General features: G+C 68.4%; 19 protein-coding genes. 8 read left to right on the top strand and 11 right to left on the bottom strand.

The window, feature by feature from the left end; genetic code table 11:
• Nucleotide 1: 1 nt before the first annotated feature.
• Together hemDX and hemC are read right to left on the bottom strand one after the other, a co-directional pair.
• Entirely contained in the window at nt 2-2287 is a 2286-nt protein-coding gene (gene hemDX, locus AC1DKV_RS02160; protein ID WP_441613300.1) for a fused uroporphyrinogen-III synthase HemD/membrane protein HemX, read from the bottom strand.
• Nucleotides 2288-2296: 9 nt separating this feature from the next.
• The gene (hemC, locus tag AC1DKV_RS02165) at nt 2297-3298 is read right to left on the bottom strand and encodes a hydroxymethylbilane synthase (protein WP_441649657.1); all 1002 of its coding nucleotides are present in this window, start codon (nt 3296-3298) and stop codon (nt 2297-2299) included.
• 71 nt (nt 3299-3369) lie between these two features.
• Between hemC and ppc the strand changes: the two genes are divergently transcribed.
• A complete protein-coding gene (ppc, locus tag AC1DKV_RS02170; protein WP_441643198.1) occupies nt 3370-6414 on the top strand; it encodes a phosphoenolpyruvate carboxylase in 3045 nt (1014 codons plus the stop codon).
• Nucleotides 6415-6524: 110 nt separating this feature from the next.
• Here the strand turns inward: ppc and AC1DKV_RS02175 are convergent, their stop codons facing one another.
• Nucleotides 6525-7151 carry a ferritin-like domain-containing protein gene (locus tag AC1DKV_RS02175; RefSeq protein ID WP_441613325.1) on the bottom strand — a complete coding sequence of 209 codons (627 nt, stop codon included), beginning with the start codon at nt 7149-7151 and terminating at the stop codon, nt 6525-6527.
• A gap of 305 nt (nt 7152-7456) precedes the next feature.
• Here AC1DKV_RS02175 and AC1DKV_RS02180 point away from each other — a divergent pair, with 305 nt between their 5' ends.
• From AC1DKV_RS02180 to AC1DKV_RS02200, 5 genes are all read left to right on the top strand, one after another.
• Entirely contained in the window at nt 7457-7978 is a 522-nt protein-coding gene (locus AC1DKV_RS02180) for a sigma-70 family RNA polymerase sigma factor (protein WP_441613326.1), read from the top strand.
• Nucleotides 7975-8715, top strand: coding sequence for an anti-sigma factor (locus AC1DKV_RS02185; RefSeq protein WP_441613303.1), 741 nt, complete (start codon nt 7975-7977; stop codon nt 8713-8715). The genes AC1DKV_RS02180 and AC1DKV_RS02185 overlap by 4 nt, the downstream gene beginning before the upstream one ends.
• A gap of 107 nt (nt 8716-8822) precedes the next feature.
• On the top strand, nt 8823-10232 hold the full coding sequence (gene argH, locus AC1DKV_RS02190; RefSeq protein WP_441613304.1) for an argininosuccinate lyase: 1410 nt from the start codon (nt 8823-8825) through the stop codon (nt 10230-10232).
• 187 nt (nt 10233-10419) lie between these two features.
• Nucleotides 10420-10962: a TRAP transporter small permease subunit gene (locus tag AC1DKV_RS02195; RefSeq protein ID WP_441613305.1), complete on the top strand. Its 543-nt coding sequence runs from the start codon at nt 10420-10422 to the stop codon at nt 10960-10962.
• A complete protein-coding gene (locus tag AC1DKV_RS02200) occupies nt 10959-12701 on the top strand; it encodes a TRAP transporter large permease (protein ID WP_441613307.1) in 1743 nt (580 codons plus the stop codon). The genes AC1DKV_RS02195 and AC1DKV_RS02200 overlap by 4 nt, the downstream gene beginning before the upstream one ends.
• A 72-nt stretch (nt 12702-12773) precedes the next feature.
• Here AC1DKV_RS02200 and AC1DKV_RS02205 read toward each other — a convergent pair whose 3' ends face one another.
• The 6 genes from AC1DKV_RS02205 to apbC form a co-directional block, all read right to left on the bottom strand.
• Nucleotides 12774-13754 carry a quinone oxidoreductase family protein gene (locus tag AC1DKV_RS02205; protein ID WP_441613308.1) on the bottom strand — a complete coding sequence of 327 codons (981 nt, stop codon included), beginning with the start codon at nt 13752-13754 and terminating at the stop codon, nt 12774-12776.
• A gap of 139 nt (nt 13755-13893) precedes the next feature.
• Nucleotides 13894-16158 carry an Orn/Lys/Arg family decarboxylase gene (locus AC1DKV_RS02210; RefSeq protein ID WP_441613309.1) on the bottom strand — a complete coding sequence of 755 codons (2265 nt, stop codon included), beginning with the start codon at nt 16156-16158 and terminating at the stop codon, nt 13894-13896.
• Nucleotides 16159-16311: 153 nt separating this feature from the next.
• Nucleotides 16312-16878 carry a dCTP deaminase gene (gene dcd, locus AC1DKV_RS02215; protein WP_441613310.1) on the bottom strand — a complete coding sequence of 189 codons (567 nt, stop codon included), beginning with the start codon at nt 16876-16878 and terminating at the stop codon, nt 16312-16314.
• Between the two features lie 382 nt (nt 16879-17260).
• Nucleotides 17261-17800 carry a superoxide dismutase family protein gene (locus AC1DKV_RS02220; protein ID WP_441613311.1) on the bottom strand — a complete coding sequence of 180 codons (540 nt, stop codon included), beginning with the start codon at nt 17798-17800 and terminating at the stop codon, nt 17261-17263.
• 131 nt (nt 17801-17931) lie between these two features.
• A complete protein-coding gene (locus tag AC1DKV_RS02225; protein WP_441613312.1) occupies nt 17932-18582 on the bottom strand; it encodes a TorD/DmsD family molecular chaperone in 651 nt (216 codons plus the stop codon).
• A gap of 50 nt (nt 18583-18632) precedes the next feature.
• Nucleotides 18633-19721, bottom strand: coding sequence for an iron-sulfur cluster carrier protein ApbC (apbC, locus tag AC1DKV_RS02230; RefSeq protein WP_441613313.1), 1089 nt, complete (start codon nt 19719-19721; stop codon nt 18633-18635).
• Nucleotides 19722-20030: 309 nt separating this feature from the next.
• Between apbC and AC1DKV_RS02235 the strand changes: the two genes are divergently transcribed.
• On the top strand, nt 20031-20663 hold the full coding sequence (locus tag AC1DKV_RS02235) for a YiaD family glycine zipper/OmpA-like lipoprotein (RefSeq protein WP_441613314.1): 633 nt from the start codon (nt 20031-20033) through the stop codon (nt 20661-20663).
• A 336-nt stretch (nt 20664-20999) separates the two neighbouring features.
• A complete protein-coding gene (gene metG, locus AC1DKV_RS02240; RefSeq protein WP_441613315.1) occupies nt 21000-23069 on the top strand; it encodes a methionine--tRNA ligase in 2070 nt (689 codons plus the stop codon).
• A gap of 27 nt (nt 23070-23096) precedes the next feature.
• On the opposite strand, the gene bamE is transcribed toward metG, so the two are convergent.
• Nucleotides 23097-23645, bottom strand: a complete 549-nt coding sequence (gene bamE / locus AC1DKV_RS02245; RefSeq protein ID WP_441613316.1) for an outer membrane protein assembly factor BamE domain-containing protein — start codon at nt 23643-23645, stop codon at nt 23097-23099.
• Between the two features lie 52 nt (nt 23646-23697).
• A partial coding sequence (locus tag AC1DKV_RS02250; protein ID WP_477137356.1) for a translocation/assembly module TamB domain-containing protein occupies nt 23698-26785 on the bottom strand: 3088 nt, incomplete at its 5' end.

The raw sequence follows: 26785 nt of genomic DNA on the forward strand, positions 1-26785 counted from the left end.
GCTACTCCTTCTTGAGCGCCTGCAGCGCGCCGAGGCTTTCCGCCATGGTCGGCAGCTGGACTGACACGGCGCCGGCCTGGGCCTGCTTGAGCAGCGTCAGCACCGCCTGCACGCGGCGCGACTTGGTATCGAAGTAGCGGCCGATCATGGCTTGCGCGGCAGCCAGGTCGTTGCGGAACACCGGCTCGTTGCGCGACAGCAGCGCGAGGCGCGCATTGAGCAGGCGCAGCTTGACGTTCTCGCGCAGGAACCAGCCCTGGTCGCCGGTCAGCAGCAGCGCCTGCGCATCGTCGACGCGGCGGATGCGGATGACCTGCATCAGCTCGTCGCGCACGCTGCCCCACAGCCCGCCGAACCAGTTGACGATGGCGTTGCCCGCCTGGGGCGCGGCATCGGCGCGCGCGCCGTTCCTGGCGCCGGTGGCGCCCTTCTCCGTCCTGGGATCGGCCTTGACGTCAGCCTTGATGTCGGCCTTGCGCGCATCGGCTTCGCTGCGCTCGAGCATGCGCTCGCTCGACAGCAGCGGCAACACGTCGATCTGGTTGATGGCCTCGTCGAGCTTGATGGCGGCGCCGGTCAGGTCGGTATCGGGCACCGCCTTCATGCGCGCGACATCGCGCGCGATGGCCCGCCGCAGCAGGTTGTACTGCGGCTTGTCGGTACGCGCCAGGCGCGTGTCGGCACTTTGCAGCGCGGCCAGCGCCACCTGCACATTGCCGGTCAGCTGGAGCTGCTGGCCCGCGTTGGTGAGCAACTGCTGGATCTCGGCGATCTCCCAGTCGTCGCGGTTGCGCATCAGGTCCTGGTAGACCTGTTCCAGCGCGGATTGCTTGTCGCGCGCCTCGCCGACCTGGCCGTCGAGCGCGCCGACCTTGGCCTGCAGTTCCTTGACGGTGTCCTGCGCATTGCGCGACAGCACGCGCGTCTCCTGCACCAGCGCATCGTTGTTCTGCTGGCGCCGCGCCAGCTCCTGGGTCAGGTGCTCGACACGGTGCTGCAGCCACCAGAAGCCCCCGCCGATGGCGAGGATCAGCAGCGCGAGCAGCAGCCACCACGGATTGAAACGCGACGCGCCGCGGACGGGCATCACCGGGGCCGCGGACGGCGGGCTGGCGGCGGGAGGAGCGGTATGTTCTTGCGTCACGCGATCGGCCTTCGTTGACGTTGATGACGATGTTGCGGGTGATCGATTGTCTTGCCCGGGCTCGGGCGCCGCCGGTGTCGGCAGCGCGGCTGGTGCGGCCGGCGCCGCTGCCGCGGCAGACGCCGCAGACGCCGCGGATGCCGCGAATGCCACTGTTGCCCCGGGCCCCGGCACCACCGCAGCCGTGGCCACGGCCAGCGGGGGCGCCGCCGGCATCGGCGCCGGTGGTCCGGCGTGCGCCTGGGCCCACCGGCGGCACGCGGCGAGCAGCCCTCCGTCGCCCGGTGCGGCGCGCCGCACATGGGCGAAGCCCAGTGCGGCGGCCTGTTCGGCGATTCTCGCATGGGGGGCAATGCACTGCACCTGGCGCAGGCCGGCCAGCTCCTGCGGGCTAAGTGCCTCGCGGGCCATGCGGTCGAGATTGCGCACCGCTTCGGAGCTGGTCAGCAGCCACGCCTGCGGGGATGCACCCGGCTTCAGGCCATCGCGCACGGCTTGCCATTGCATGCTGCCGGGCGTCGGCACGGAGCGCTGGTAAGCCTCGACTGCGCTCACCTCTGCGCCGGCGCCACGCAGGCGCTCGGCCAGCCAGTCGCGCCCGCCGTTGCCGCGGATGATCAGGACCTGGCGCCCGGCCAGCGTCTGCATGCCAAGCCGGCTTTCGATCTGCTGCCAAAGGGCCTCGGAATCGAAGCGCGCATCGCCGTTGTCGATGCTATCCGCGCTATCGGGAATGTCGTTGCTGTCTGCGCCCCCGTTGGCGCCATCCGCTTCATGCGCATGGCTGCCCGCCGGCGCGATCACCCGGTAGTCGGGCGAGGCGATCCCGCGCTCGGCCAGGGCACCCACGCTGGCGGGCCCCACCAGCGCGAGCGGCACGGATGGCGGCCACTGCGGCGCGGGCTTGTCCTGCACCTGGGCCAGCGCGTCGAGTGCAAAGGCCACCGCATTGGGGCTGACGAAGACCACCAGCGCAAAGTCCGCCAGCCGCGCCAGCGCGGCGCGCAGGGGGCCTTCGTCGGCCGCGGGACCGATCGCCAGCAGGGGAAAGCCGAGCACGTCCAGGCCGGCTGCCGAGAGCGCCTCGGTCAGCTGCCGGGACTGCCCGGCGGGTCGTGTCACAACGACGGTCGGGCGGGGCATGGGCCGGCCTCAGGCGGGGGCTTGCGGAGAAGCCGGATCGGCCAGCGCAGCCAGGATCCCCGCTGCGCCCTGGTCCAGCAAGTCCTGCGCGACGGCCTTGCCGAGCGCCTCGGCCTGGGCGGCTGCGTCGGCACCCGCCACGACGGCCGCCGAGCTGGCGCGCACGCCGCGCGTGCCGTCCGGTAGCGCCACGAAGGCGTCGATGCTCAACCGGGTGCCGTCCCACTGCGCATGCGCGGCCAAGGGCACCTGGCACGAGCCGCCCAGCATGCGCGACACGGCGCGCTCGGCGGTCACGGCCAGCGCACTCGGCGCATGGTTGAGCGGGGCGATCCAGGCGGCCAGTTCAGGGCGGCCAGCGGGAATCTCGATGCCCAGCGCGCCCTGCCCCGCGGCCGGCAGCGAACTGACGGGATCCAGCACGGCGCGGATGCGGCTGGCCAGGCCCAGGCGCTTGAGCCCGGCCGCGGCCAGGATGATGGCGGCGTAGTCGCCGCGGTCCAGCTTGCCCAGGCGGGTATCGAGATTGCCCCGCAGCGGACGGATCTCCAGGTGCGGGTAGCGCGTGCGCAGGGCGGCTTCGCGACGCAGGCTGGAGGTGCCCACCACGGTGCCGGCGGGCATCTCGTCGAGCGAGCCGAACTGGCTCGAGACCAGCGCGTCGCGCGGGTCCTCGCGCTCCATCACGGCGGCGAGCAGGAAACCCTCGGGTAGCTCCATCGGCACATCCTTGAGCGAGTGCACGGCGAGATCGGCGCGGCCCTCGGCCATCGCGATCTCCAGCTCCTTGACGAACAGCCCTTTGCCGCCGACTTTCGACAGCGTACGGTCTAGAATCTGGTCTCCGCGCGTCGTCATGCCGAGGATGGACACATCGCACGCGGGATAGTATTGTTGCAACGCAGCACGCACATGCTCGGCCTGCCACATGGCCAGACGGCTCTCGCGGGAGGCGATGACGAGCTTGCGCGGCGAGCCGCTGGAAGGAGTCGGGGGGACGGATGCTTGCATCCGCGCATGTTAGCACGCACCCCAAGCCACTCCAGGCCACGAATAAGAGATATGAGACAACAGGAGATTGCATGACGCAGCAAGCTGCGCGCCCTGCCGGCCGGCGCAAGCCCACCGCCGCCCGGGCTGACGCCCCCGACGCCGCCCTGGCCCTGGCCCCGGCTCCCGCAAGCACCCCCGACGCGCCCGCCACCAAAGCCGCCAAGACAGCCCGGGCAAAAGGCCGGGCAAGCACGCGGGCCGCAGCGCCCGCGGCTGCCGCCATCCCGCTGGCCGGCGCGCCGGCGCGCCGCGCCAGCGACAAGGACCTGCCGCTGCGCGAGGACATCCGCTTCCTGGGCCGCCTGCTGGGCGAGTGCGTGCGCGAGCAAGAAGGCGAAGCCGCCTTCGAGCTGGTCGAGACCATCCGCCAGACCGCGGTGCGCTTTCGCCGCGAGAACGACCGCGCCGCCGGCGCGGAGCTGGACCGCCTGCTCAAGCGCCTGTCGCGCGACCAGACCAACTGGGTGGTGCGCGCCTTCAGCTATTTCTCGCACCTGGCCAATATCGCCGAGGACCAGCACCACAACCGCCGCCGCCGCGTGCACGCGCTGGCGGGCTCGCCGCCGCAGCCGGGCAGCCTGGCGCGCGCGCTGGAGGCGATCGACGCCGCCGGCGTGACCGGCAAGACGTTGCGCAAGTTCTTCGACGAAGCGCTGATCGTGCCGGTGCTCACCGCCCACCCCACCGAGGTGCAGCGCAAGAGCATCCTGGACGCCGAGCGCGAGATCGCGCGCCTGCTGGCCGAGCGCGACCTGCCCATGACCGCGCGCGAGCGCGACCACAACACCGCACTGCTGCGCGCGCGCGTCACCACGCTGTGGCAGACCCGCATGCTGCGCAACACGCGCCTGATGGTGGTGGACGAGATCGAGAACGCGCTCTCTTACTACCGCACCTGCTTCCTGCACGGCATCCCGCAACTGATGAGCGAGCTGGAGGAGGACATCGCCGCGGTGTTCCCCGCCTCGCGCAAGAACAAGGGCGCGCCGGCCGCCGGCGGCACGCAGCTCGCGCCCTTCTTCCAGATGGGCTCGTGGATCGGCGGCGACCGCGACGGCAATCCCAACGTCACCGCGGATACGCTGGAGCAGGCCGCCAGCAAGCAATCGTCGCTGATCCTCGAGTGGTACCTGGACGAGGTGCACGCGCTCGGCGCCGAGCTGTCGATGTCGAGCCTGATGGTGGAGGCCAGCCCCGAGTTGCTGGCCCTGGCCGAAGCCTCGCCCGACCACTCCGACCACCGCGCCGACGAGCCCTATCGCCGCGCCCTGATCGGCATCTACGCGCGCCTGGCGGCAACCTGCCTGGCGGTGACCGGGCAGGCCGCGCCGCGCCATGCGGTGGCCGACGCCGCGCCTTATGCCGATGCGCAGTCGTTCGGCGCCGATGTACAGGTGGTGATCGACTCGCTGCGCGCCCACCACGGCGCGGCGCTGGCGCGCACCCGCGTCGATGCGCTGGCCAAGGCCATCGCCGTGTTCGGCTTCCACCTGGCGTCGATCGACATGCGCCAGGTCTCCGACGTGCACGAGGCGGTCATCGCGGAGCTGTTCGCCGCCGCCGGCGTGGAGGCCGACTACGCCAGCCTGCCGGAGCCGCGCAAGCTGGAGCTGCTGCTGGCCGAGCTGCGCCAGCCGCGCCTGCTGACCCTGCCGTGGCACACCTATTCCGAGCAGACCCGCAGCGAACTGGCCATCCTGGAGATGGCGCGCAAGCTGCGGGCACGCTACGGCGCGCGCGTGGCGCGCAACTACATCATCTCGCACACCGAGACGCTCTCCGACCTGGTCGAGGTGATGCTGCTGCAGAAGGAAGCCGGCATGCTGCGCGGCACGCTGGGCAGCAAGGCCGATCCGGCCCGCATGGAGCTGATGGTGATCCCGCTGTTCGAGACCATCGAGGACTTGCGCAACGCCGCCGGCATCATGCAGTCGCTGCTGGAGCTGCCGGGCTTCGCCTCGGTGATCGCCCACCACGGCGGCGAGCAGGAGGTCATGCTGGGCTACTCGGACTCCAACAAGGACGGCGGCTTCCTGACCTCGAACTGGGAACTGTACAAGGCCGAGCTGGCGCTGGTGCAGCTGTTCGAGCAGCGCCGCGTCAAGCTGCGCCTGTTCCACGGGCGCGGCGGCACCGTCGGGCGCGGCGGCGGCCCGACCTACCAGGCCATCCTGTCGCAGCCGCCGGGCACGGTCAACGGGCAGATCCGCCTGACCGAACAGGGCGAGATCATCAACAGCAAGTTCGCCAACGCCGAGATCGGCCGGCGCAACCTGGAGACGGTGATCGCCGCCACGCTGGAGGCCTCGCTGCTGCCCACGCAGAACGCGCCGAAGGAGCTGGCCGCGTTCGAGGCGATGATGCAGCAGCTCTCGGACCGCGCCTTCTCCTCCTACCGCCACCTGGTCTACGACACGCCGGGCTTCAAGGACTACTTCTTCGCCACCACGCCGATCACCGAGATCGCCGACCTGAACCTCGGTTCGCGACCGGCCTCGCGCAAGCTGATGGACAAGAAGCACCGCCGCATCGAAGACCTGCGCGCGATTCCCTGGGGCTTCTCGTGGGGCCAGTGCCGGCTGCTGCTGCCGGGCTGGTACGGCTTCGGCAGCGCGGTCAAGGCGGTGCTGGACGCGGCGCCGGACGACAAGGCCCGCAAGGCGGTCGAAGCCACCCTGCGCCGCATGGTCAGGAACTGGCCGTTCTTCTCCACGCTGCTGTCCAATATGGACATGGTGCTGGCCAAGACCGACCTGGCGGTGGCATCGCGCTACGCCGGGCTGTGCGAGGACGCGGCGCTGCGCAAGACCGTGTTCTCGCGCATCAGCGCGGAGTGGCACCTGACCAGCGAGATGCTGGCGCTGATCACCGGGCGCCAGGAACGCCTGGCCGACAACCCGCTGCTGGCGCGTTCGATCAAGAACCGCTTCGCCTACCTCGACCCGCTCAACCACTTGCAGGTGGAGCTGCTCAAGCGCTACCGCTCGGGCAAGGACGGCGACGACATCCGCGTGCGCCGCGGCATCCACCTCACCATCAACGGGGTGGCGGCGGGACTGCGCAACAGCGGCTGAGGCAGCAGGCGCCGGCGGCCGCATGCCGGCGTAAAAAAGCCGCCATGGTGGTTGACCATGGCGGCGGAAACCCGCCCGGCCCGCAGGCCGGACGGCGCAGAGGGAGGCGCTCAGCCGACGAAGGCGCCGGGGACCGGGTCTTCGCCGAGCGCGGACAGCAGCACCGCCCAATGCATGGCTTCGTCGCCCAGGATGCTGCCGGCGGCCTTGGTCAGCTCGCGGTTGTGGAAATTCGGCAGCACGCCCAGGTAAGCCGCGGTGGCGCCCTTCTCCAGTCCCGCGGCGAAGCGCAGCACATCCGCCTGGGTCTTGAGCTGGTCGGCGGGGAAGCCGTATTCGCCCGGCTTCTTGGTCATGACGGGACTGCCGCCCAGCTTGGACACCGTGCTTGCCAGCACCTGCGCATGGGCCTTGTGGTGCGTCTGGAAGCGCACCGCGGTGTCCAGCAGCGGCTTTTGCAGCAGGCCGCTCTCGGCGCCCACCTGATAGGCGGCGATGGCCTGGTATTCCAGCCCGAGGGCAACGTTGAGGATGGCGATATCGTCCTTGGTGCTGCCGGACTGGGCCTGCGCCCATGCCGGCATCGACTCGCCCAGGCTCATCACCGCCAGCGAGCCCAGCGCGAACAGCCCGGGCACTTTGAGCAGGCCGCGCCGGCGCGCATCCGGTGCCACAAGGATGCGGTCCTGCGTGTCCTCGCCGGCAAGGCGCGACGCCTGCCCGGGCTTCGACTGCATGCGTTCCATGGTCTTCTCCTGTCTCTTGGGGGTAGGTGGTGCCCTGCTCGTTCTGCCGCGCGCCCGCTCGGGCTGCGGCGGGTACAACCCGGGCACCTGACCCATCTACGCAGCGCCCTGCCGATCGGATGCAGCGGGATGCGGCGATTGGCGGTGTGCCGCACCCATGAAACGCGCAAGCCGTGCCTATAATCCGGCAACGTCACTTGCGAGTTCCGCCCCCGGTGTCCTCCCCCGACGATTCCACCTTCGCCCCCAGGCCGGCCGACGCCGACCGGCTCGCCGCGCTGCTGCAGGGCACGGCCATGGGCGACCGGCACGCCCTGCGCCAGCTCTACGACCAGACGGCAACGAAACTGTTTGGCCTCGCGCTGCGTATCACCAGCAGGCGTGACTGGGCGGAGGATGTCGTGCAGGAGAGTTTTGTCAGCATCTGGCATCACGCCGGCGACTACCGGCCGCACCTGGCCGCCCCGATGACGTGGATGACAGCCATCGTGCGCAACCGCGCGCTCGACTGCCTGCGCCGGCAGGCAGCCGCGCGCGCCAGCCAGTCCGTGGAACTGGACGACAGCCTCGGCGAATGGCTCGCCGACGACGCGGCCGGCCCGGCCGAACTGGCGCTGGCCAGCGAGCAGGCCCAGGCGCTGAACCGGTGCCTGCAGCGGCTGGAACAGCCCCAGCGGCAGGCCATCGCGCTGGCCTACCTGCGCGACATGAGCCATAGCGAACTTTCCGAGCAGCTGCGGGTGCCGCTCGGGACCATCAAATCATGGATACGCCGCGGCCTGGAACGCCTGCGCACGTGCCTGGAAAGCCTGTCATGAACCTCGGCCGCCACCCCGACCTGATCGATCGCCTGGCCGCCCAGTACGCGCTGGGCGTGCTGCGCGGCGGCGCGCGCCGCCGCTTCGAGCAGCTGGCGCGGCAGGAACCCGCCATCCGCGCCGCCATCGGCCAGTGGCAGGCGCGCCTGGCGGGCATCGCCGAGGTGCAGGCAGGCTCCGAGCCGGTGGACAAGCTCTGGTGCGGCATCGAGCAGCGCCTGGGCTGGCAGCCGGCTCCCGCAGCCGCGGCAGCGCCGGGCCAGGCCGCCGCCGGCTGGTGGCAACGCCTGTGGGGCGCGGCCGGCTTCTGGCGCGGCGCCACGCTGGCCGCGGGGGCGCTGGCCGTGGCCGCCATCGCCCTCAATGTGCGGATGGCCCGCGAGCTGGATACCGCGCCGCTGGTCAACGCCGTGGCGGTGCTCAACGACGACCGCGCCGAGGCGGCTGTGTTGGTGACGTGGGACGCACGTTCGCAGGCGCTGACATTGCGTCGCCTGGATCACCTGGCACTGACCGATGCGCAGGCGCTCCAGCTGTGGGCGCTGCCGGCGGGCGGCAAGCCGCAATCGCTGGGCGTGCTCGGCCACCAGCGACAGCTGCGCCTGACGGTCGCCCAGCAGCTCGGCAAGGTGCCGGCGCTGGCCATCAGCGTGGAGCCGCGCGGCGGCTCGCCGGACCCCAACGGGCCGACCGGGCCCGTGGTGTTCAAGGGCCGGGTCATCGACAACACCCTGTAGACCCGGCTGGGAAGGCGGCGGCAGCGATATAATCGTTGTTTCCCCGATTTTTCCGCTCGCGCCGCGGTGCTGCCGCCGGCCTGCGAGCCAACCCAGCCTTACCGCCCATGACCTCCCAACTTGCCAAGAAAGGCGAAGCCTGGTCCGCCCGCTTCTCCGAACCGATGTCCGACCTGGTGAAGCGCTACACCGCTTCGGTGTTCTTCGACAAGCGCCTGGCGCTGTTCGACATCCAGGGTTCGCTCGCGCACGCCGCCATGCTGGCCAAGCAGGGAATCATCGCCGAGGCCGACCGCGCCGAGATCGAACGCGGCATGACGCAGATCCGCGGCGAGATCGAAGCGGGCAGCTTCGAGTGGAAGCTCGACCTGGAAGACGTCCACCTGAACATCGAGGCGCGCCTGACCGCGCTGGTGGGCGACGCCGGCAAGCGCCTGCACACCGGCCGCTCGCGCAACGACCAGGTGGCCACCGACATCCGCCTGTGGCTGCGCAGCGAGATCGACACCATCATCGGCCTGCTGGGCGCGCTGCGCGGCGCGCTGCTGGACCTGGCCGAGAAGAACGCCGACACCATCCTGCCGGGCTTCACCCACTTGCAGGTGGCCCAGCCGGTCACCTTCGGCCATCACCTGCTGGCTTACGTGGAAATGTTCACGCGCGACGCCGAGCGCATGGCTGACTGCCGCCGCCGCGTCAACCGCCTGCCGCTGGGCGCGGCCGCGCTGGCCGGCACCAGCTACCCGATCGACCGCGAGTTCGTGGCGCAGCAGCTCGGCTTCGACGGCGTGTGCCGCAACTCGCTCGACGCCGTCTCCGACCGTGACTTCGCCATCGAGTTCTGCGCCGCCTCGGCGCTGGTGATGACCCATGTCTCGCGCTTCTCGGAAGAACTGGTGATCTGGATGAGCCCGCGCGTGGGCTTCATCGACATCGCCGACCGCTTCTGCACCGGCAGCTCGATCATGCCGCAGAAGAAGAACCCGGACGTGCCCGAACTGGCGCGCGGCAAGACCGGCCGCGTCAACGGCCACCTGGTCGGCCTGCTGACCCTGATGAAGGGCCAGCCGCTGGCCTACAACAAGGACAACCAGGAAGACAAGGAGCCGCTGTTCGACACGGTGGATACCGTGGCCGACACGCTGCGCATCTTCGCGGACATGGTGCCGGGCATCTCCGTCAAGCCCGAAGCCATGCGCGCCGCCGCGCTGCAGGGCTACGCCACCGCGACCGACCTGGCCGACTACCTGGTCAAGCGCGGCCTGCCCTTCCGCGACGCCCACGAAGCCGTGGCCCACGCCGTGCGCGCCTGCGACGACCGCCGCTGCGACCTGGCCGACCTCACCGTGGCCGAGCTGCGCGACGCCACCGGCCTCGGCGACAAGGCCGCGCTGATCGGCGACGACGTGCATGCAGTGCTGACGCTGGAAGGCTCGGTCGCGGCGCGCAACCATATCGGCGGCACCGCGCCGGCGCAGGTGCGCGCGGCGATCGCCGCCGCGCGCGCGGCCCTTTGAGCAAGCGCCGCACGCAGCCGTAAGTTTCACGTAAGTTCCGCAGTAGAGAAAAGCCGCCAGGGCATGCGTCCTGGCGGCTTTTTTTCTTTATCCGCGATTTTTGCGCAATGCGGTAGGTATTAGCCCCAAGCGCCGATGCATTTTGTTACAGATAAACTAATCGCCGCAAAAACCGGGGAGACAACCCATGTATTACTTGCTTGGTCTGTCACGACAGATCGACAGGTTGAATCAGCATACGGGCAGGCTTGCAAACATCATGATCCTGCTTTCGTGTCTGATCAGCGCAGGCAACGCCCTGCTGCGTTACGGCTTCAACCTTAGCGATAACTGGCCGCTCGAATTGCAGTGGTATATGTTTGCCATTGCCGTGATGTTCGGCACGTCATACACCTTCCAGCGCAACGAGCACGTGCGCGTGGACCTGATCTACGGCAACGTATCGGAACGCGCGCAGCACTGGATCGACATCTTCGGCATCATTTTCTTCCTGCTGCCTTCGTGCGTGCTGTTCGCCTGGCTGTCGTGGGAATCCCTCTTCCTGCCCTCGTGGCGCATCCTCGAGCAATCGGGTAATTCCGGCGGCCTGCCGCGTTATCCGATCAAGCTGGTGGTGCCCCTCGGTTTCGCCCTGCTTGGCTTGCAGGGCGTGTCCGAGCTGATCAAGCGCATTGCCGCCCTCCAGGGCCTGGTGCGCATCGAATCGAAATACGAGAGGCCGGTGCAATGACGATTCCTTTGGAATTCATGCCGCCGCTCATGTTCGGCGGCCTGGTGGTATTCATGCTGATCGGCTTCCCGGTCGCATTTTCGCTGTCTGCCGTGGGCCTGGCCTTCGGCATCCTGTCCATCCAGTTCGGCTTTTTCCCGGTCAGCTTCCTGCAGGCGGTGCCCAGCCGCGTGTTCGGCAGCGTGCTGGCCAACGAGCTGTTGCTGGCGATCCCGTTCTTCACCTTCATGGGCGCGATCCTGGAGAAGTGCGGGCTGGCCGAGGACATGCTCGACTCCATGGGCCAGCTGTTCGGCCCGGTGCGCGGCGGCCTGGGCTATTCGGTGATCATCGTCGGCTTCATCCTCGGCGCCATCACGGGCACGGTGGCGGCCCAGGTGATCGCCATGGCGATGATCTCGCTGCCGGTGATGATGCGCTACCGCTACAACATGAAGTACGCCACCGGCGTGCTCGCGGCATCGGGCACCATCACGCAGCTGGTGCCGCCTTCGCTGGTGCTGGTGGTGCTGGCCGACCAGCTCAAGACGCCGATGGGCAGCGCCGACGTGGGCAGCATGTACCTGGGCGCCTGGGGCCCGTCGCTGGTCCAGATCGCGCTGTTCGCGCTCTACACCTTCGTGCTGGCGCGCATCAAGCCTGACTGGCTGCCGCCGGTGCCGCCGGAAGAACGCACGCTGCGCGGCTGGCCGCTGTGGCGCAAATGCCTGCGCGGCATCATCCCCTGCGCGGTGCTGATCTTCCTGGTGCTGGGCACCATCATGCTGGGCATTGCCACCCCCACCGAGTCCGGCGCCATGGGCGCGGTCGGCGCGCTGGTGCTGGCGGTGCTGCGCGACCCCGGCTTCGGCAAGCTGGACCGCACGCTCTATCGCACCGGCATCGTCGCTACCGGCGTCGCCATCGTCGCCGGCTTCTTCGCCTTCGGCTCGCACGCCTTCCGCATCCCGCTGGCGGTGGTCTACCTGGTGATCGCCTGGCTGATCCTGCGCGCCGGGCAACTGACCGACCTGCGCGGGCTGATCGTCGAGGCCTACCAGTCCACGGCCCGCATCACCGCCATGGTGGTGTTCATCCTGATCGGCTCCACCTGCTTCTCGGTGGTGTTCCAGGGCGTGGACGGCGGCGCGTGGGTTGAGCATATGTTCACCTCGCTGCCGGGCGGCTGGATCGGCTTCCTGCTGGTGGTGAACCTGTTCATCTTCTTCCTGGCGTTCTTCCTCGACTTCTTCGAGATCGCCTTCATCGTGGTGCCGATGCTGGCGCCGGTTGCGGTCAAGGTGCTGACGCCGGTGGTGGCGGCCTCGATGGGCGGCAACCCGGAAGCGGCGGCCACGGCGGCGCTGGTGTGGTTCGGCGTGATGCTGTGCGTGAACATGCAGACCTCGTTCATGCACCCGCCGTTCGGTTTCGCGCTGTTCTACCTGCGCGGGATCGCCCCCAAGGAAGTGAAGAGCTCGGACATCTACTGGGGCGCCCTTCCCTGGGTGGGCCTGCAGATGATCATGGTGGTGATGGTGATGTTCTGGCCGGGCATGGTCACCATGTTCCTCGACAAGGGCTCGCTGCACCATAGCAACTCGGCGGAGGTCACGATCCCGCTCGGCGACAGCGGGGGGGCCTCGGCGCCGCCAGCGGGCGGTGCGGGCGGGGCCAGCAGCCCGGGCACGCTCGAACTGCCCTCGGCACCGCAGAGCGAACCGGCCGCGCCGCAGTTCGAGTTCGACAAGAAGAACTGAACCGGCTGGCAGCCGCCATGAAAAAAGGTCCCGCATGCGGGACCTTTTTCTTTTGCGGCGCGAGCCGCGCGCCTACGGCAACAGCACGATGGCGCCGGTCGTGGCGCGCGCCTCGGCGGCGCGGTGCGCTTCGGCGACCTGCTCCAGCGCATAGCGCGCGCCGATGGCGGCGCGGATCGCACCCTGCCCGAGCGCCTGGAACACATCGGCCGCGTTGGCGCGGAAAGTCTGCGCATCGGCGTTGTGCGGAAACACCGAGGGCCGCGTCAGGAACAGGCAGCCCTTCTTGTTGAGCAGTTCCGGCTCGATGGCCGCCACGGGACCGGACGCCGCGCCATATAGCGCCACCAGCCCGAACGGCGCCGTGCAGTCCAGCGAACCGAGGAAAGTGTGCTTGCCCACCGAGTCGTAGACCACGCGCGCCTTGCGCCCGCCGGTGGCGTCGATCACCTGCCGCACCCAGTCCGCCTGCGAGTAGTCGACGGCGATATCGCAGCCGGCCGCCAGCGCGATCTCGCACTTGGCCGCCGAGCCCGCCGTGCCGACCACGGTGGCGCCGAGGGCCTTGGCCCAGCTGCTGAGGATCTGGCCCACGCCACCGGCGGCGGCATGCACGAGCACGATGTCGCCAGGCTCCACGCGGTGGGTTTTCCTGACCAGGTACTGCGCGGTCATGGCCTTGAAGAAGACCGCGGCGGCGGCCACGTCGTCGATGCCGTCGGGCAGCTTGACGAGCTTGTCGGCGGGTACGTTGCGGCGGTCGGCGTAGGCGCCGATGCCGGCATGCATGTAGACCACGCGGTCGCCCGCGCGCAGGCTGGTCACCCCCTCGCCCACCGCCTCGACCACGCCGGCCGCTTCATGGCCGAGCCCGGTCGGGCTGGGCAAGGGATACTTGCCCGAGCGCTGGTACACGTCGAGGTAGTTGAAGCCGATGGCGGTCTGGCGCAGTTGCACCTGGCCGGCCGCCGGCGCCGGCAAATCGGTCGTGACCAGCCGCATCACCTCCGGGCCGCCGAATTCGGTGAGTTCCACCGCACGCGCTGAAGTCATGTTCTCTCCGTCAAGGTTGCATGGATCGCTACGAAGGCAACTCTAACGGATTCCCGGAAACGGCGTCGTGTGCCGCTGCGGCGGCTTCAGCCCCTCGCCTGGCTTCGCTGCGGCCCGCTTCAGCCCGCTTCAGCCCGCTTTACTTCACGCAATCGACGAAATACGCCCTGCCGCCGCCCTCGACCTCTTCCTCCACCAGCCCGTGGATGTCCGTCTCGAAGCCGGGGAACAGCTTGTTGAAATCGCGCGCGAACTTCAGGTACTGCACGATGATCCGATTGAAACGCTCGCCCGGGATCAGCAGCGGAATGCCCGGCGGATACGGCGTGAGCAGGATGGCGGTGACGCGGCCTTCCAGCTCGTCCACCGCGACGCGCTCGATCTCCCGGTGCGCCATCATGGCCCACGCGTCCGACGGCTTCATCGCCGGTTCCATGTCCGACAGGTACATCTCGGTGGTCACGCGGGCCACGTCGTTGGCCTTGTAGACGCTGTGGATGGCATCGCACAAGTCGCGCAGGCCCATGCGCTCGTATTGCGGGTGCTTGGCCACGAACTCGGGCAGCACGCGCCACAGCGGCTGGTTCTGGTCGTAGTCGTCCTTGAACTGCTGCAGCTCGGTCACCAGCGAGTTCCAGCGGCCCTTGGTGATGCCGATGGTGAACATGATGAAGAACGAGTACAGCCCGGTCTTCTCGATGATGATGCCGTGCTCGGCCAGGTACTTGGTGACGATGGCGGCCGGGATGCCGCGCTCGCTGAACTCGCCGTCCACGTCGAGGCCCGGGGTGATGATGGTGGCCTTGATCGGGTCGAGCAGGTTGAAGCCGTCGGCCAGGTCGCCGAAGCCGTGCCAGCGCTCGTTGGCCTTGAGCATCCATTCCTCGCGGTCGCCGATGCCGTCCTCGACCAGCGCGTCGGGGCCCCATACCTTGAACCACCAGTCGCCGTTATTGCCGGCATCGTAGTCGCCTTCCACCTTGCGCATGGCGCGGCGGAAATCGATGGCTTCCTGGATGCTTTCTTCCACCAGCGCGGTGCCGCCGGGGGCTTCCATCATCGCCGCCGCCACGTCGCAGGAGGCAATGATCGAGTATTGCGGGCTGGTCGAGGTGTGCATCAGGTACGCCTCGTTGAAGCGGTAGCGGTCCAGCTTGCGCGTGTCCGAATCCTGCACAAGGATCTGCGAGGCCTGCGACAGGCCGGCCAGCAGCTTGTGCGTGGATTGCGTGGCGAACACCAGCGCGTCCTTGCTGCGCGGGCGGCCTTTGCCGATCGCGTGCATGTTGTGATAGAACTCGTGGAATGCCGCGTGCGGCAGCCAGGCTTCATCGAAATGCAGCGTGTCGATCTCGCTCGCCAGCATTTCCTTGATCTGTTCGGCGTTGTACAGCACGCCGTCGTAAGTGCCCTGGGTGATGGTCAGGATGCGCGGCTTCTGGTTCTTGGCCTGGCTGGCGAACGGGTGCGCGGCGATCTTGCGGCGGATGGTCTCCGGATCGAACTCGCTCTTGGGGATCGGGCCGATGATGCCGTAGTGATTGCGCGTGGGCATCAGGAAGACGGGGATCGCCCCGGTCATCATGATCGCGTGCAGGATCGACTTGTGGCAGTTGCGGTCCACCACCACGATGTCGCCCGGCGCCACGTTGGCATGCCACACCATCTTGTTCGAGGTGGAGGTGCCGTTGGTGACGAAGTACATGTGGTCGGAGTTGAAGATGCGCGCGGCATTGCGCTCCGAGGCCGCCACCGGGCCGGTGTGGTCGAGCAGCTGGCCGAGTTCGTCCACGGCGTTGCAGACGTCGGCGCGCAGCATGTTCTCGCCGAAGAACTGGTGGAACACCTGGCCGACCGGGCTCTTCAGGAAGGCCACGCCGCCGGAGTGGCCGGGGCAGTGCCACGAGTAGGAGCTGTCCTGCGCGTAGGCGATCAGCGCCTTGAAGAACGGCGGCGCCAGCGAGTCGAGATAGACCTTCGCTTCGCGGATGATGTGGCGCGCCACGAACTCCGGCGTGTCCTCGAACATGTGGATGAAGCCGTGCAGCTCGCGCAGGATATCGTTGGGGATATGGCGCGAGGTACGGGTCTCCCCATACAGGAAGATCGGCAGGTCGGTATTGCGGCGGCGCACTTCATTGACGAAGGCGCGCAGCTTCTCGATGGCCGCCGCTTCGGGGCGGTCGTCCTCGCTGACGAACTCGTCGTCGTCGATCGACACGATGAACGAGGACGCCCGGCTGGACTGCTGCGCGAACGAAGTCAGGTCGCCGTAGCTGGTGAGGCCCATGACCTCCATGCCTTCCTGCTCGATGGCCTGCGCTAGCGCACGGATGCCCGAGCCGGAAATGTTCTCGGAGCGGAAGTCTTCATCGATGATGATGACGGGAAAGCGGAATTTCATAGGGCATCCTTGGGCGGCAAGAAGGACTTGAGCCACATGGCCCGGGGACGCACTCCCCTGGGCTGCATGTGGCTCGGCGTTCAGGCTTGGCGTGCGGCTGGTCGATGCTCCCCGTGGAGCCGGCCGCGCCGCGACGCGCGCATTGTAAAGGGATCAGGTCTTCGGCAGTGTGACACCGTGCTGGCCCTGGTACTTCCCGCCGCGGTCGCGGTAGGAAGTCTCGCAGATCTCGTCGCTCTCGAAGAACAGCACCTGGGCGCAGCCTTCGCCGGCGTAGATCTTGGCGGGCAGCGGCGTGGTGTTGGAAAACTCCAGGGTCACGTAGCCTTCCCATTCCGGTTCGAACGGCGTCACGTTGACGATGATGCCGCAGCGCGCGTAGGTGCTCTTGCCCAGGCAGATGGTCAGCACGCTGCGCGGGATGCGGAAATACTCCATCGTACGGGCCAGCGCGAAGGAATTGGGCGGGATGATGCAGACATCGCCCCTGAAGTCGACGAAGGACTTCTCGTCGAAGTTCTTGGGATCGACGATGGTGCTGTTGATATTGGTGAAGATCTTGAATTCGTCGGCGCAGCGGATGTCGTAGCCGTAGCTCGAGGTGCCGTACGAAACGATCTTGCGGCCGTCGGACTCCCGCACCTGACCGGGCTCGAACGGCTCGATCATGGCGTGTTGTTCCGCCATGCGGCGGATCCACTTATCGGATTTGATGCTCATAAGGGTACCGGGATGAACAAATGAGGGCAGGCTCGGGGGCGCGGCCGGGCGGCGGCCTTGCCGCGCCGGGCAGCCGGGGAACGCTGCTCGCATTTGCTCACGGCACGCCGGACCTGCCGGGGCCTCGCGATGGGCCGCATTGTACAACCAATTGCCGGTGCTCCCGGCTTCAGGCGGGACAGCCCGCCGCAGCGGGGAATCCGGGCGGCCGGGGCCGGTGCAGCGCGGGAAACGCGGTGCGCAAGGGAGGATCGGGAATGCGGCGCCGATGTCGCGCGTGCCCGTTGCGCCCGTTGTGCCCGTTGCGCGCGGGACGCGGCGCCCGTCGGCCGCAGCGACCGCGCGGGCAAGCAAGGGCGGCGGCCCGCCCCGCGCCCGCTCGTCAGGACTTGGCGACGACGCCGCAGGCGATGCGGCCGCCGGAATTGCCGGTCGGCTGCGTACGGTAGTCGTCCGGGTCCTTGTGCACGACCACGGCATGGCCCACCACGCTGGTGGGGCCGGGGCTGACGGTCACGCCGCTCAGCTCGAAGCTGGCCTGGGCACGGCCGCTGGCATCGGCTCGGAGGTTGTTGATGTCGCCTGCATGGTGGTCGGGCATCGACATCGAGCCGTGCGGCTTGCCGGTCGGGTTGAAATGGCCGCCTGCGCTCATGGCGTCGGGGCTCGAGCAGTCGCCCTTCTCGTGTACGTGGAAGCCGTGCTCGGTGTTGGGCGGGAGGCCGGTCACGTCGGCCTTGACCAGCACGCGGTCACCGCGCTGGGTGAAGGTCACGGTGCCCTGCGTGGCGGTGCCGCTCTTGGCGTCCAGGCTGGCGACGGCGCTGTCCCCGCCGTTTGTCCCCATGCCGCCGCAGCCCGCCAGGGTGCCCACCAGGGTGCCCACTAGCGCCAGACCGAAAAGTACGCGTACATGCTTCATGCCGAACCTCCTCTCACGGTGTTGTGCGGCTGATTGTACCGCTCCAATGTGACGCGCTGTGGTGAGTTTGCTGCCAGTTGGCGCGCCGTGACCGACATCGGGCGGCAAGCCGCCGGGCGGCCGCGCCGGCGTCAGGCGGGTTCGAGCGCGATGGACTCGACCGCCATGAATGCCGAAAGCAGCCGCACCACGCGCGCGTAGAAACGCGCTTGAGGGTGCGCCGCCACGGCATCGGCGAAGTCGCCCACCCATGGCCGCAGGTAGCTCGCGAAAAAATGCTGCTGGGCCGCAAGGCCGCCGGCGCCGGCCTGCCCGCCCGCCACCAGCACACGCATCACCTCGCACAGCGTGCCGATATGATCCTCGCTCTCGCCGACCCCTTCGCGCCGGACGAGGCCATGGCGCGCCAGCTCGTCGCGCAGCGCCGGCAGCGGGCAGGCCCGCGCATAGCGGGCGCCCTGCGGCGAGACGGCGGGAGTGGGAGCGCCACCGAACATGGCCTGGTACTCGCCCGCGGCCTCGGCGACGGTGGTGGCGGACGCCGCATCGCACAAACGGTTCCACGCTTCACCCAGCGCCGTCGCGGCATCGTCGCCATGGGCACGGTTCGCGGCGATATGGTGGAGCAGCACGGCATCGGGCGCACGGTACAACAGCGTGGCCAGCAGGCCGTACAAGTCGGCGCGTGCCGCTTGCTCGGCATCGGCGGCGAAATCAGCGGTGAAATCGGCGGCAGCGTCTGCCGCCGGCGGGATCAACTGGATCGGCTGGAAATCCGTCATATGGGGTGTTGGCTGGCGCGGGCGGCCGCAGCCGCCCGGCCCAATGGTGCTCAGGTGTTCTGCACCACGATGCTGGGGAACTTGCTGGTCATGTCGCGCGCGCGGTCCGCCACCTTCACCGCCACCTTGCGCGCCATGGCGCGGTACAGCTCGGCGACGGGGCTGTCGGGATCGGCCACGACCGTGGGGCGCCCGGTGTCGGCCTGCTCGCGGATCGAGCGGTTCAGCGGCAGGCTGCCCAGCAGTTCCACGCCGTAGTCCGCGCACATCTTCTCGCCGCCGCCTTCACCGAAGATATGCTCTACGTGCCCGCAGTTCGGGCAGCAGTAGACCGCCATGTTCTCGACGATGCCAAGGATGGGGATGCCGACCTTCTCGAACATCTTCAGGCCCTTCTTGGCATCGAGCAGCGCGATGTCCTGCGGCGTGGTGACGATCACGGCACCTGTCACCGGCACCTTCTGCGACAGCGTCAGCTGGATGTCGCCGGTGCCCGGCGGCATATCGACGATCAGGTAGTCGAGGTCATGCCAGTTGGTCTGGCGCAGCAACTGCTCCAGCGCCGAGGTCACCATCGGGCCGCGCCACACCATCGGGTTGTCCTGTTCGATCAGAAAGCCGATCGAGTTGGCCTGCAGGCCGTGGCCTTCGAGCGGCTCCATGGTCTGGCCGTCCGATGACTCGGGGCGGCCGGCGATGCCGAGCATCATCGGCAGGCTGGGCCCGTAGATGTCGGCATCCAGCATGCCGACACGTGCACCTTCGGCGGACAAGGCCAGCGCCAGGTTGACGGCGGTGGTGGACTTGCCCACGCCGCCCTTGCCGGAGGCCACCGCGATCACGTTCTTGACGCCCGGCAGCAGCTTGACGCCCCGCTGCACCGCATGCGAAACGATCTTGGTGGTGACGGCCACGCTGGCATTGGTCAGGCCGGGCAGCTGCTGCAACGCGGCAACGACCGCCTTGCGCATCGGCTCCAGCTGGCTCTTGCCGGGATAGCCCAGCTCGACCTCCAGCGACACATCGCCGCCATCGACCCGCACGTTGCGGGCGGAACGGGTGGACACCAGATCCCGGCCCGTGTTCGGGTCGATCACGGTGCGCAGGACTTCGGTAACCTGGTCGATGGTGAGGCTCAAGACAATCTCCGCTACTGAATATGGGGAAGCCGCGTACTGTATCAAAGTATGGACCACGCGCTGGTCGAGGGTGGTGCGGGGGCGACAAGTCCCTGCATCGCACATGGATTTACACGCACTTACAACTGTCACAGGCGCATGCTTGTGCAGCCGGCACCATGTCTTTATTGTAGTGCGCCAGAAACGCCTGCCCCGGCGTAATGCCGCCGGGCACTTGTATTCACGTGCCGTCCGCGTTATTTCTAGCGGTGTTGTACGCACCCCGTCAAATCAAATCCAGCCAGAAAGATTCGTCCTGAAGGAGAAAGCATGAAACTCAAGTTCGTCAGCCTTGCCATCGTCGCCGCGCTCGCCGCCGGTTGCGCCACCGAACAGGGCACCCAGACTGCGGTCGGCACCGGCGTGGGCGCTGCGGTCGGCGCGGGCCTGGGCAACTTGATTGGCGGCAATACCACCGGCACGCTGGTGGGGGCGGCGGTGGGCGGTGCCCTGGGCGGGGCCACCGGCTACAACTGGAACACCATCCGCGGCAAGCTGAACAAGGACACAGCGGGCACGGGCACGCAGATCACCGAACAGCCGGACGGCTCGCTGAAGGTGAACATCCCCAGCCAGGTGACCTTCGATACGGACAGCTCCAGCATCAAGCCGTCGTTCCGCTCGGTGCTGGACCAGGTCGCGCAGACCCTTGGCCAGCACCAGGACGTAACGGCGACCGTGGTGGGGCATACGGACAGCACCGGCAACCCCAGCTACAACATGCAGTTGTCGCAGCGCCGCGCGCAGAGCGTGGCCGGCTACCTGGGTGACCGCGGCGTCTCGCGCAACCGCCTGGCAGCCGAAGGACGCGGGCAGACGCAGCCGGTGGCGGATAACGCCACCGAGGCGGGCCGCGCACAAAATCGCCGCGTCGAAATTTTTTTGAAACCAATTCAAGGATGATGGAGTCATAGAAACAGGTACCGCTTGTCACCGTTGCTGGCTCGCGATGGGTGACTGACCTCCCGGGCGGTACCTGATTTCTCCTCCTTTTCCGTTGTGGAAAGCTGCGCCGGCTCTGACCGGCGCTTTTTTTGTCCCGATGATTTCGAGTTATCCCTGGATCACACGAGAAGGCACCGAATTCCCGCCGGGCCTGTCCCGCCCGGCGGCGCGGGCCCCGTGCCCGCGCGCGCTGGCCACACCGCTTGTTAGAATAGCCGTCTTGCGGCGCGCGCCCTGACGCATGCTCCGGCGCCCGCCCGCCACTTTGTTTACCCCCTGACCGGCAATTCTTCCATGACCGCACGTCGCATCCTCGTCACTTCTGCCCTGCCATACGCCAACGGCCAGATCCATATCGGCCATCTGGTGGAGTACATCCAGACCGACATCTGGGTGCGCTTCCAGCGCATGATGGGCAACGAGGTCTACTACGTGGGCGCGGACGACACGCACGGCACGCCCGTGATGCTGCGCGCGGAGAAGGAAGGGATCACCCCCAAGCAACTGATCGACCGCGTGTGGACCGAGCACAAGCGCGATTTCGACAGCTTCCAGGTGTCGTTCGACAACTACTACAGCACCGATTCGGAAGAGAACAAGCAGCTCTCCGACAAGATCTACCTGTCGCTGAAGGCCGAAGACCTGATCGCCGAGCGCGACGTCGAGCAGTTCTACGACCCGGTCAAGAACATGTTCCTGCCGGACCGCTTCATCAAGGGCGAGTGCCCGAAGTGCGGCGCCAAGGACCAGTACGGCGACTCCTGCGAGGTGTGCGGCACCACCTACGTGCCCACCGACCTGAAGAACCCGTACTCGGTGGTCTCAGGCGCCACGCCCGTGCGCAAGTCGTCCGCGCATTACTTCTTCAAGCTGTCCGACCCGCGCTGCGAGAGCTTCCTGCGCGAGTGGGTGGCCGACCTGGCCCAGCCGGAAGCCGCCAACAAGATGCAGGAATGGCTGGGCGGCGAAGGCGAGGCCTCGACCCTGTCTGACTGGGACATCTCGCGCGACGCGCCCTACTTCGGCTTCGAGATCCCGGGCGCGCCCGGCAAGTATTTCTACGTGTGGCTGGACGCGCCGATCGGCTACTACGCCAGCTTCAAGAACCTGGCGGAAAAGAAGGGCATCGACTTCGATGCCTGGGTGGGCCCGCATTCGACCGCCGAGCAGTATCACTTCATCGGCAAGGACATCCTCTACTTCCACACGCTGTTCTGGCCGGCCATGCTGCGCTTCTCGGGCTACCGCACGCCGACCAACGTGTTCGCCCATGGCTTCCTGACCGTGGACGGCGCCAAGATGAGCAAGTCGCGCGGCACCTTCATCACCGCGCAGAGCTATATCGACACCGGCATGAACCCGGAATGGCTGCGCTACTACTTCGCCGCCAAGCTCAACGCCAGCATGGAAGACCTCGACCTCAACCTCGAGGACTTCATCGCGCGCGTGAACAGCGACCTGATCGGCAAGTATGTCAATATTGCCAGCCGCGCCGCCGGCTTCCTGGTCAAGCGCTTCGACGGCGTGGTGGACGAAGCCGCGCTCGCGCACCCGCTGCTCGAGCAGCTGCGCGAAGCCGCGCCGCAAGTCGCGCATCTCTACGAGAGCCGCGAATACAGCAAGGCGCTGCGCCTGGTGATGGAGCTGACCGACGCCGTCAACGCCTTCGTCGACACCGAGAAGCCCTGGGAGCTGGCGCGTGACGAGAGCAAGCGCGCGGCCCTGCACGCGGCCTGCTCGGTCTCGCTGGAAGCCTTCCGCCTGCTCACCGTCTACCTCAAGCCGGTAGTGCCGCTGATGGCCGCCGGCGTGGAGCGCTTCCTCAATATCGAGCCGCTGGACTGGCGTGCCATCGACCGGCAGCTCAGCGCGGCGCGCCCCGTGCAGCCGTACTCGCACCTGATGACGCGCGTGGACGCCAAGCAGGTCGACGCGCTGCTGGCCGCCAACCGCGATTCGCTGCAGGCCACCGCGCCAGCCGCCGAAGCGGGCACCGGCACCGCCACCATCGAGCCGATCGCCGAGACCATCACCATCGACGACTTCGCCAAGGTGGACCTGCGCGTGGCCAAGATCGTGGCCTGCCAGAAGGTGGAAGGTTCGAACAAGCTGCTGCAGCTCACGCTGGACCTGGGCGAAGGCAAGACCCGCAACGTCTTCTCCGGCATCCAGTCTGCCTACACGCCGGAGCAGCTGGTGGGCAAGCTCACGGTGATGGTGGCCAACCTGGCGCCGCGCAAGATGAAGTTCGGCCTGTCCGAAGGCATGGTGCTGGCCGCCTCCGCCGCTGACGAGAAGGCCACGCCGGGCCTGTGGATCCTGGAGCCGCACGAAGGCGCGGTCCCGGGCATGCGCATCCGCTAGGCGGATCGCCGGGGCGGCAGGACAGGATCAGCCGCCCTGCACCTTCGAAGGATCATCGCTGCGCGAGGTGTGCGTCACCTTGCCGGCGGCGTCGAAGTGCACATTGAAGAAGGCCTTGTCCTGCGAGGTCTCCCACCAGCGGTAGCCCCACACTTCTTCCTTCTTCAGCGCGAAGGCTTCCACCTTGGTGGGCTTGCCGAGCAGGCGGCGGATGTCGTCGCGGCTCATGCCGGCGCGCACGCGGGCGAAGTTCTCCGCGTTCAGCACCTGCTCGATGGCCCGGACCTTGCCGTCGGCGCCGATCGTCACCATCCACGTGGTGGCGCCTTCCGGGCCGCGCGGATATTCGAGCCGGCGCCCGCCCGCGTCTTCCTCCCACACGATCTCCGGGCGCCCGGCCTGGCGCCGCACGTCCTCCTCGCCCGACTCGCCGACCACGATGCCCTTGAACAGCTGGCTGTCGGGCTTGACCGAGTTCCAGGTCGCGCGCGCGGTATCGCCCGCCTTCTTCATGGCTTCGTCGACCTTCTGCTGGTCGCACCCGAGCAGGGCGAGCACGGAGGAAATCAGTCCCATGGCGGCAAGGCGCCGGTACGGCGCAATCGTGGATGGAAGGCGCCCATGGGCGTCAGGGCCGCGCGGGCGCCGCCGCATCCGAGGCGGGATTGCCCGGCGCCGGGCTTCTGTCACTGTCGGCCTGCTGGCTGGCATCGGTCTGGCTCCTTGCGCTCGAGGCACCGCTGAACAGGTTGCCCCAGTTGTTGAAGCGGCGGTTGAACAGCAGCGAAAGCCCGTTGATCGAACCACCCTTGGCAATCAGCGACCAGCGCCGCGAGAAGGCCCAGGTCAGCTTGACCACGTTGGAAGAGCTGGTCAGGCTCTGTTCGTAGCCTACCGAGATCTGCTCGGTCACCGCCTTGCCCACGCTCACCACCTGCTGTTCGTTCAGGCCCGCCGTGCTCGGCCCGATCGAGAACTCGTCGATACCCAGATGCTGCACGATGCCCTTGCCGGCGCGTCCGCCCAGCATGCCCAGCGCCGCGCCACCCAGGGCGCCCGCATTGAGCTGCTGCGACTGGCCGGTGGTATTGCTCTCCGCGCCGTAGCCGAACATCAGCCATGACAGCTTATCCTCATCCGGCACATTGGGTTCCGAGACCAGCCTGACGCGCGGCAGGCGCACCGTGCCGGTGACTTCCACGCCGGCCTCGACCTCCTGGTTGCGCCGCATGGCGCGGATGTTCAGGTTGGGATTGTCCACCGGGCCGTTGAAGTTGACGATGCCGCGCTCGATGTTTAGCTTGCGCCCGAACGCCTCGTAGGTGCCGTCGGTAACGCGGATGGTGCCGGTGGCGCGCACCGGCGTGAGCGGCGCGCTGCGCACGCCCAGCTGGCCCGCCAGCCTGAGGTCGGCGCCGGCCCCGCGGAAGCGGAAGTTATCGCCCAGATCCAGGGTCAGGTCGATCAGCGGGCTGAAGCGGCTGGCCGGCTTGGCTTCCGGCGCGGGCGTCGCGGCGGTCTTCACTTCGCGCTGGTCACGCCGTCGTACCACCACCACATCGTCGCCCAGCACCGGCGCGCCGGCCTTGGGCAGGTCGAACAGGCCGCGGTCCACGCGGAACTTGCCGCGGATCACGATCTGGCGGTTCTCGTTGAGGATATTGGCATCGCCCGAGATGATCAGGGTGCGTTCCGGGCTGGCGAAGATCTGCAGCTTGTCGGCGACGATCCTGCCGCTCAGGTTGGGATCGGTCTCGCCCAGCTTCACATTGCCGGTGGCGACGATCTTGCCGTCACCGCCGTGGAACTCGACCTGCTTGAGCTCGATGGTGTTCTGGTCCAGCGCCACGCGCACGATGCCGTCGGTCAGGCGGATGCCTTCGTCGTACATCGTGATGGCGATGCCGTCGCCGTCGATGGTGCCGGTCAGCAGCGGCTGGCCCACCGTGCCCGCCAGCTGCATGGTGGCCGCCAGCTTGCCGTCGAACGCATATTGCGGCCCGGTCAGCGCCTCCAGCGTCTTGAGCCGCGGGACGTCCATCGACACCTTGCCCGCCAGCGGCGAGGCCGGCGTCACCGTCATCAGGCCCTGCTCCAGCACCAGGCCGGCCGAGGCGTCCACCACCAGCTTGCCCAGCCGCGAGGCAGTGACGCCGCCGCGCACGCTGATGTGGTTGCCGGACAAGTCGGCACGCAGCGCGCTCTCGCCAAGCCCCAGCGTCGTGATGCCGCGGCCCGCGCTCACCGAGACGTCGCCGCTGCGCCGGCGCAGTTCGGCAAAGCCGGCCACGGTCTCCGCCAGCGTGATGTTCCAGCTGCCGTCGAGCACCAGGTCCGAGCGCACCGGCGGCGCCTCGCCGGTGAGGGCTTCGGCCAGGCGCAGCAGGTTGGCCACCTGAAGCCCGTCGAGCTTGCCCTGGGTGCGGATGCGCCCGTGGTCGAACTCGAAGCTGTCCACGTTCACGCGCGCCTGCTCGAACTGCAAGCCGGCCGCGCCCAGCTTGACGCGCTGGTCCGCCACCTGCAGCTGCGTGGGCGCCACCAGCCGGACGTTGACGGTGCCGCGCTCGTCCAGCGTGCGGATCGTGCCGCTCCAGCCCTGCTGGCCCTGCCAGGCGCCCTGGCCGGCCAGGGTCAGCTGCAGCGGCCGGTCGTGCATCGCGCCGGCCGCCTTCAGGTCGAAGGTGTGGCTGGCCTGCGTGCCGCTGAGCGTGGCGTCCAGCGTGCGCAGCGAGGCGGCCGGCCCGCGGTAGTCACGCACATTGAGCTGCAGCGCCAGCGTGCCGTTCAGGCCGCCGCGCAACTCCGCGGTGCCGCTGGCGCTGGCCACATGGTGCGGGCCCACCACCAGCGACTGGGCGTTGTAGCTGCCCACCACCTCGGGCCTGGCCAGCGTGCCGGTGATGTCGGCGTCGAGCTTGAGCACGCCGGCCACGCCGAACTTGAGCCGGTCGAGCTGGGGCGCATCCACATGCAGCCTGAGGCGGTCGCCACGCGCGCCGAAGCTGCCGCTGAGCTGCGCCTGGTTGCCGGCCATGTCGAGCGTGGCCTGGCTCGGCAGCAGGCGTTCGCCGGCCAGCCGCAGCTTGCCCTCGCCGCGCATCGGCAGGCCGGCATAGACACTGTCGCGCACCGCGAATTCGATCGATATGCGCCGCTCGGGCGCGAGCGTACCGCTGGTGGTGAAATCGGCATTGATGCTCCCGGGCGCCACTTCGGCCAGCCGCGCAGGGTCGAAATTGGCGAGCTTGCCCTTGAAGCTGAACGGCTGGCCGTCCTTGAGCGAGAGCTTGCCTTCGGCATTGAGCGAGCCGGTGCCGATGCCCGCGCGCAGCGCGGTCAGCGTCACCGCATCCGCATCCAGGTGCGCATCGGCGAACAGCTTGAGCCCGCCGCCGGACAGGTCCACCGCCACGCTCTGCCGGCCCGGCTCGAGCCGCAGGATCACGGGCCCCGACAGCCGCACGCGGTGCAGGCTGCCGTGCAAGGCCTTCGGGTCCAGGTCGCGCACATCCAGGTCGAAGCCGCCGCGGCCGTCGCGCAGCGCGCCGCTGCCGCGGATCTCGCCGCGGCCCGGCAGCGCCACGCGCAGGTCGCGCACGATCTGCGCGGCCTCGCTGACCTCCACGCGCGCCTGCACCGACTCCACCGGCAGGCGCTGCGCGTCGATCGGCCCGGCCTCGTGGTTGACCACGCGTACCTCGCAGGCCACGCGC

It is taken from the genome of Cupriavidus sp. 05T41 (assembly GCF_056396525.1).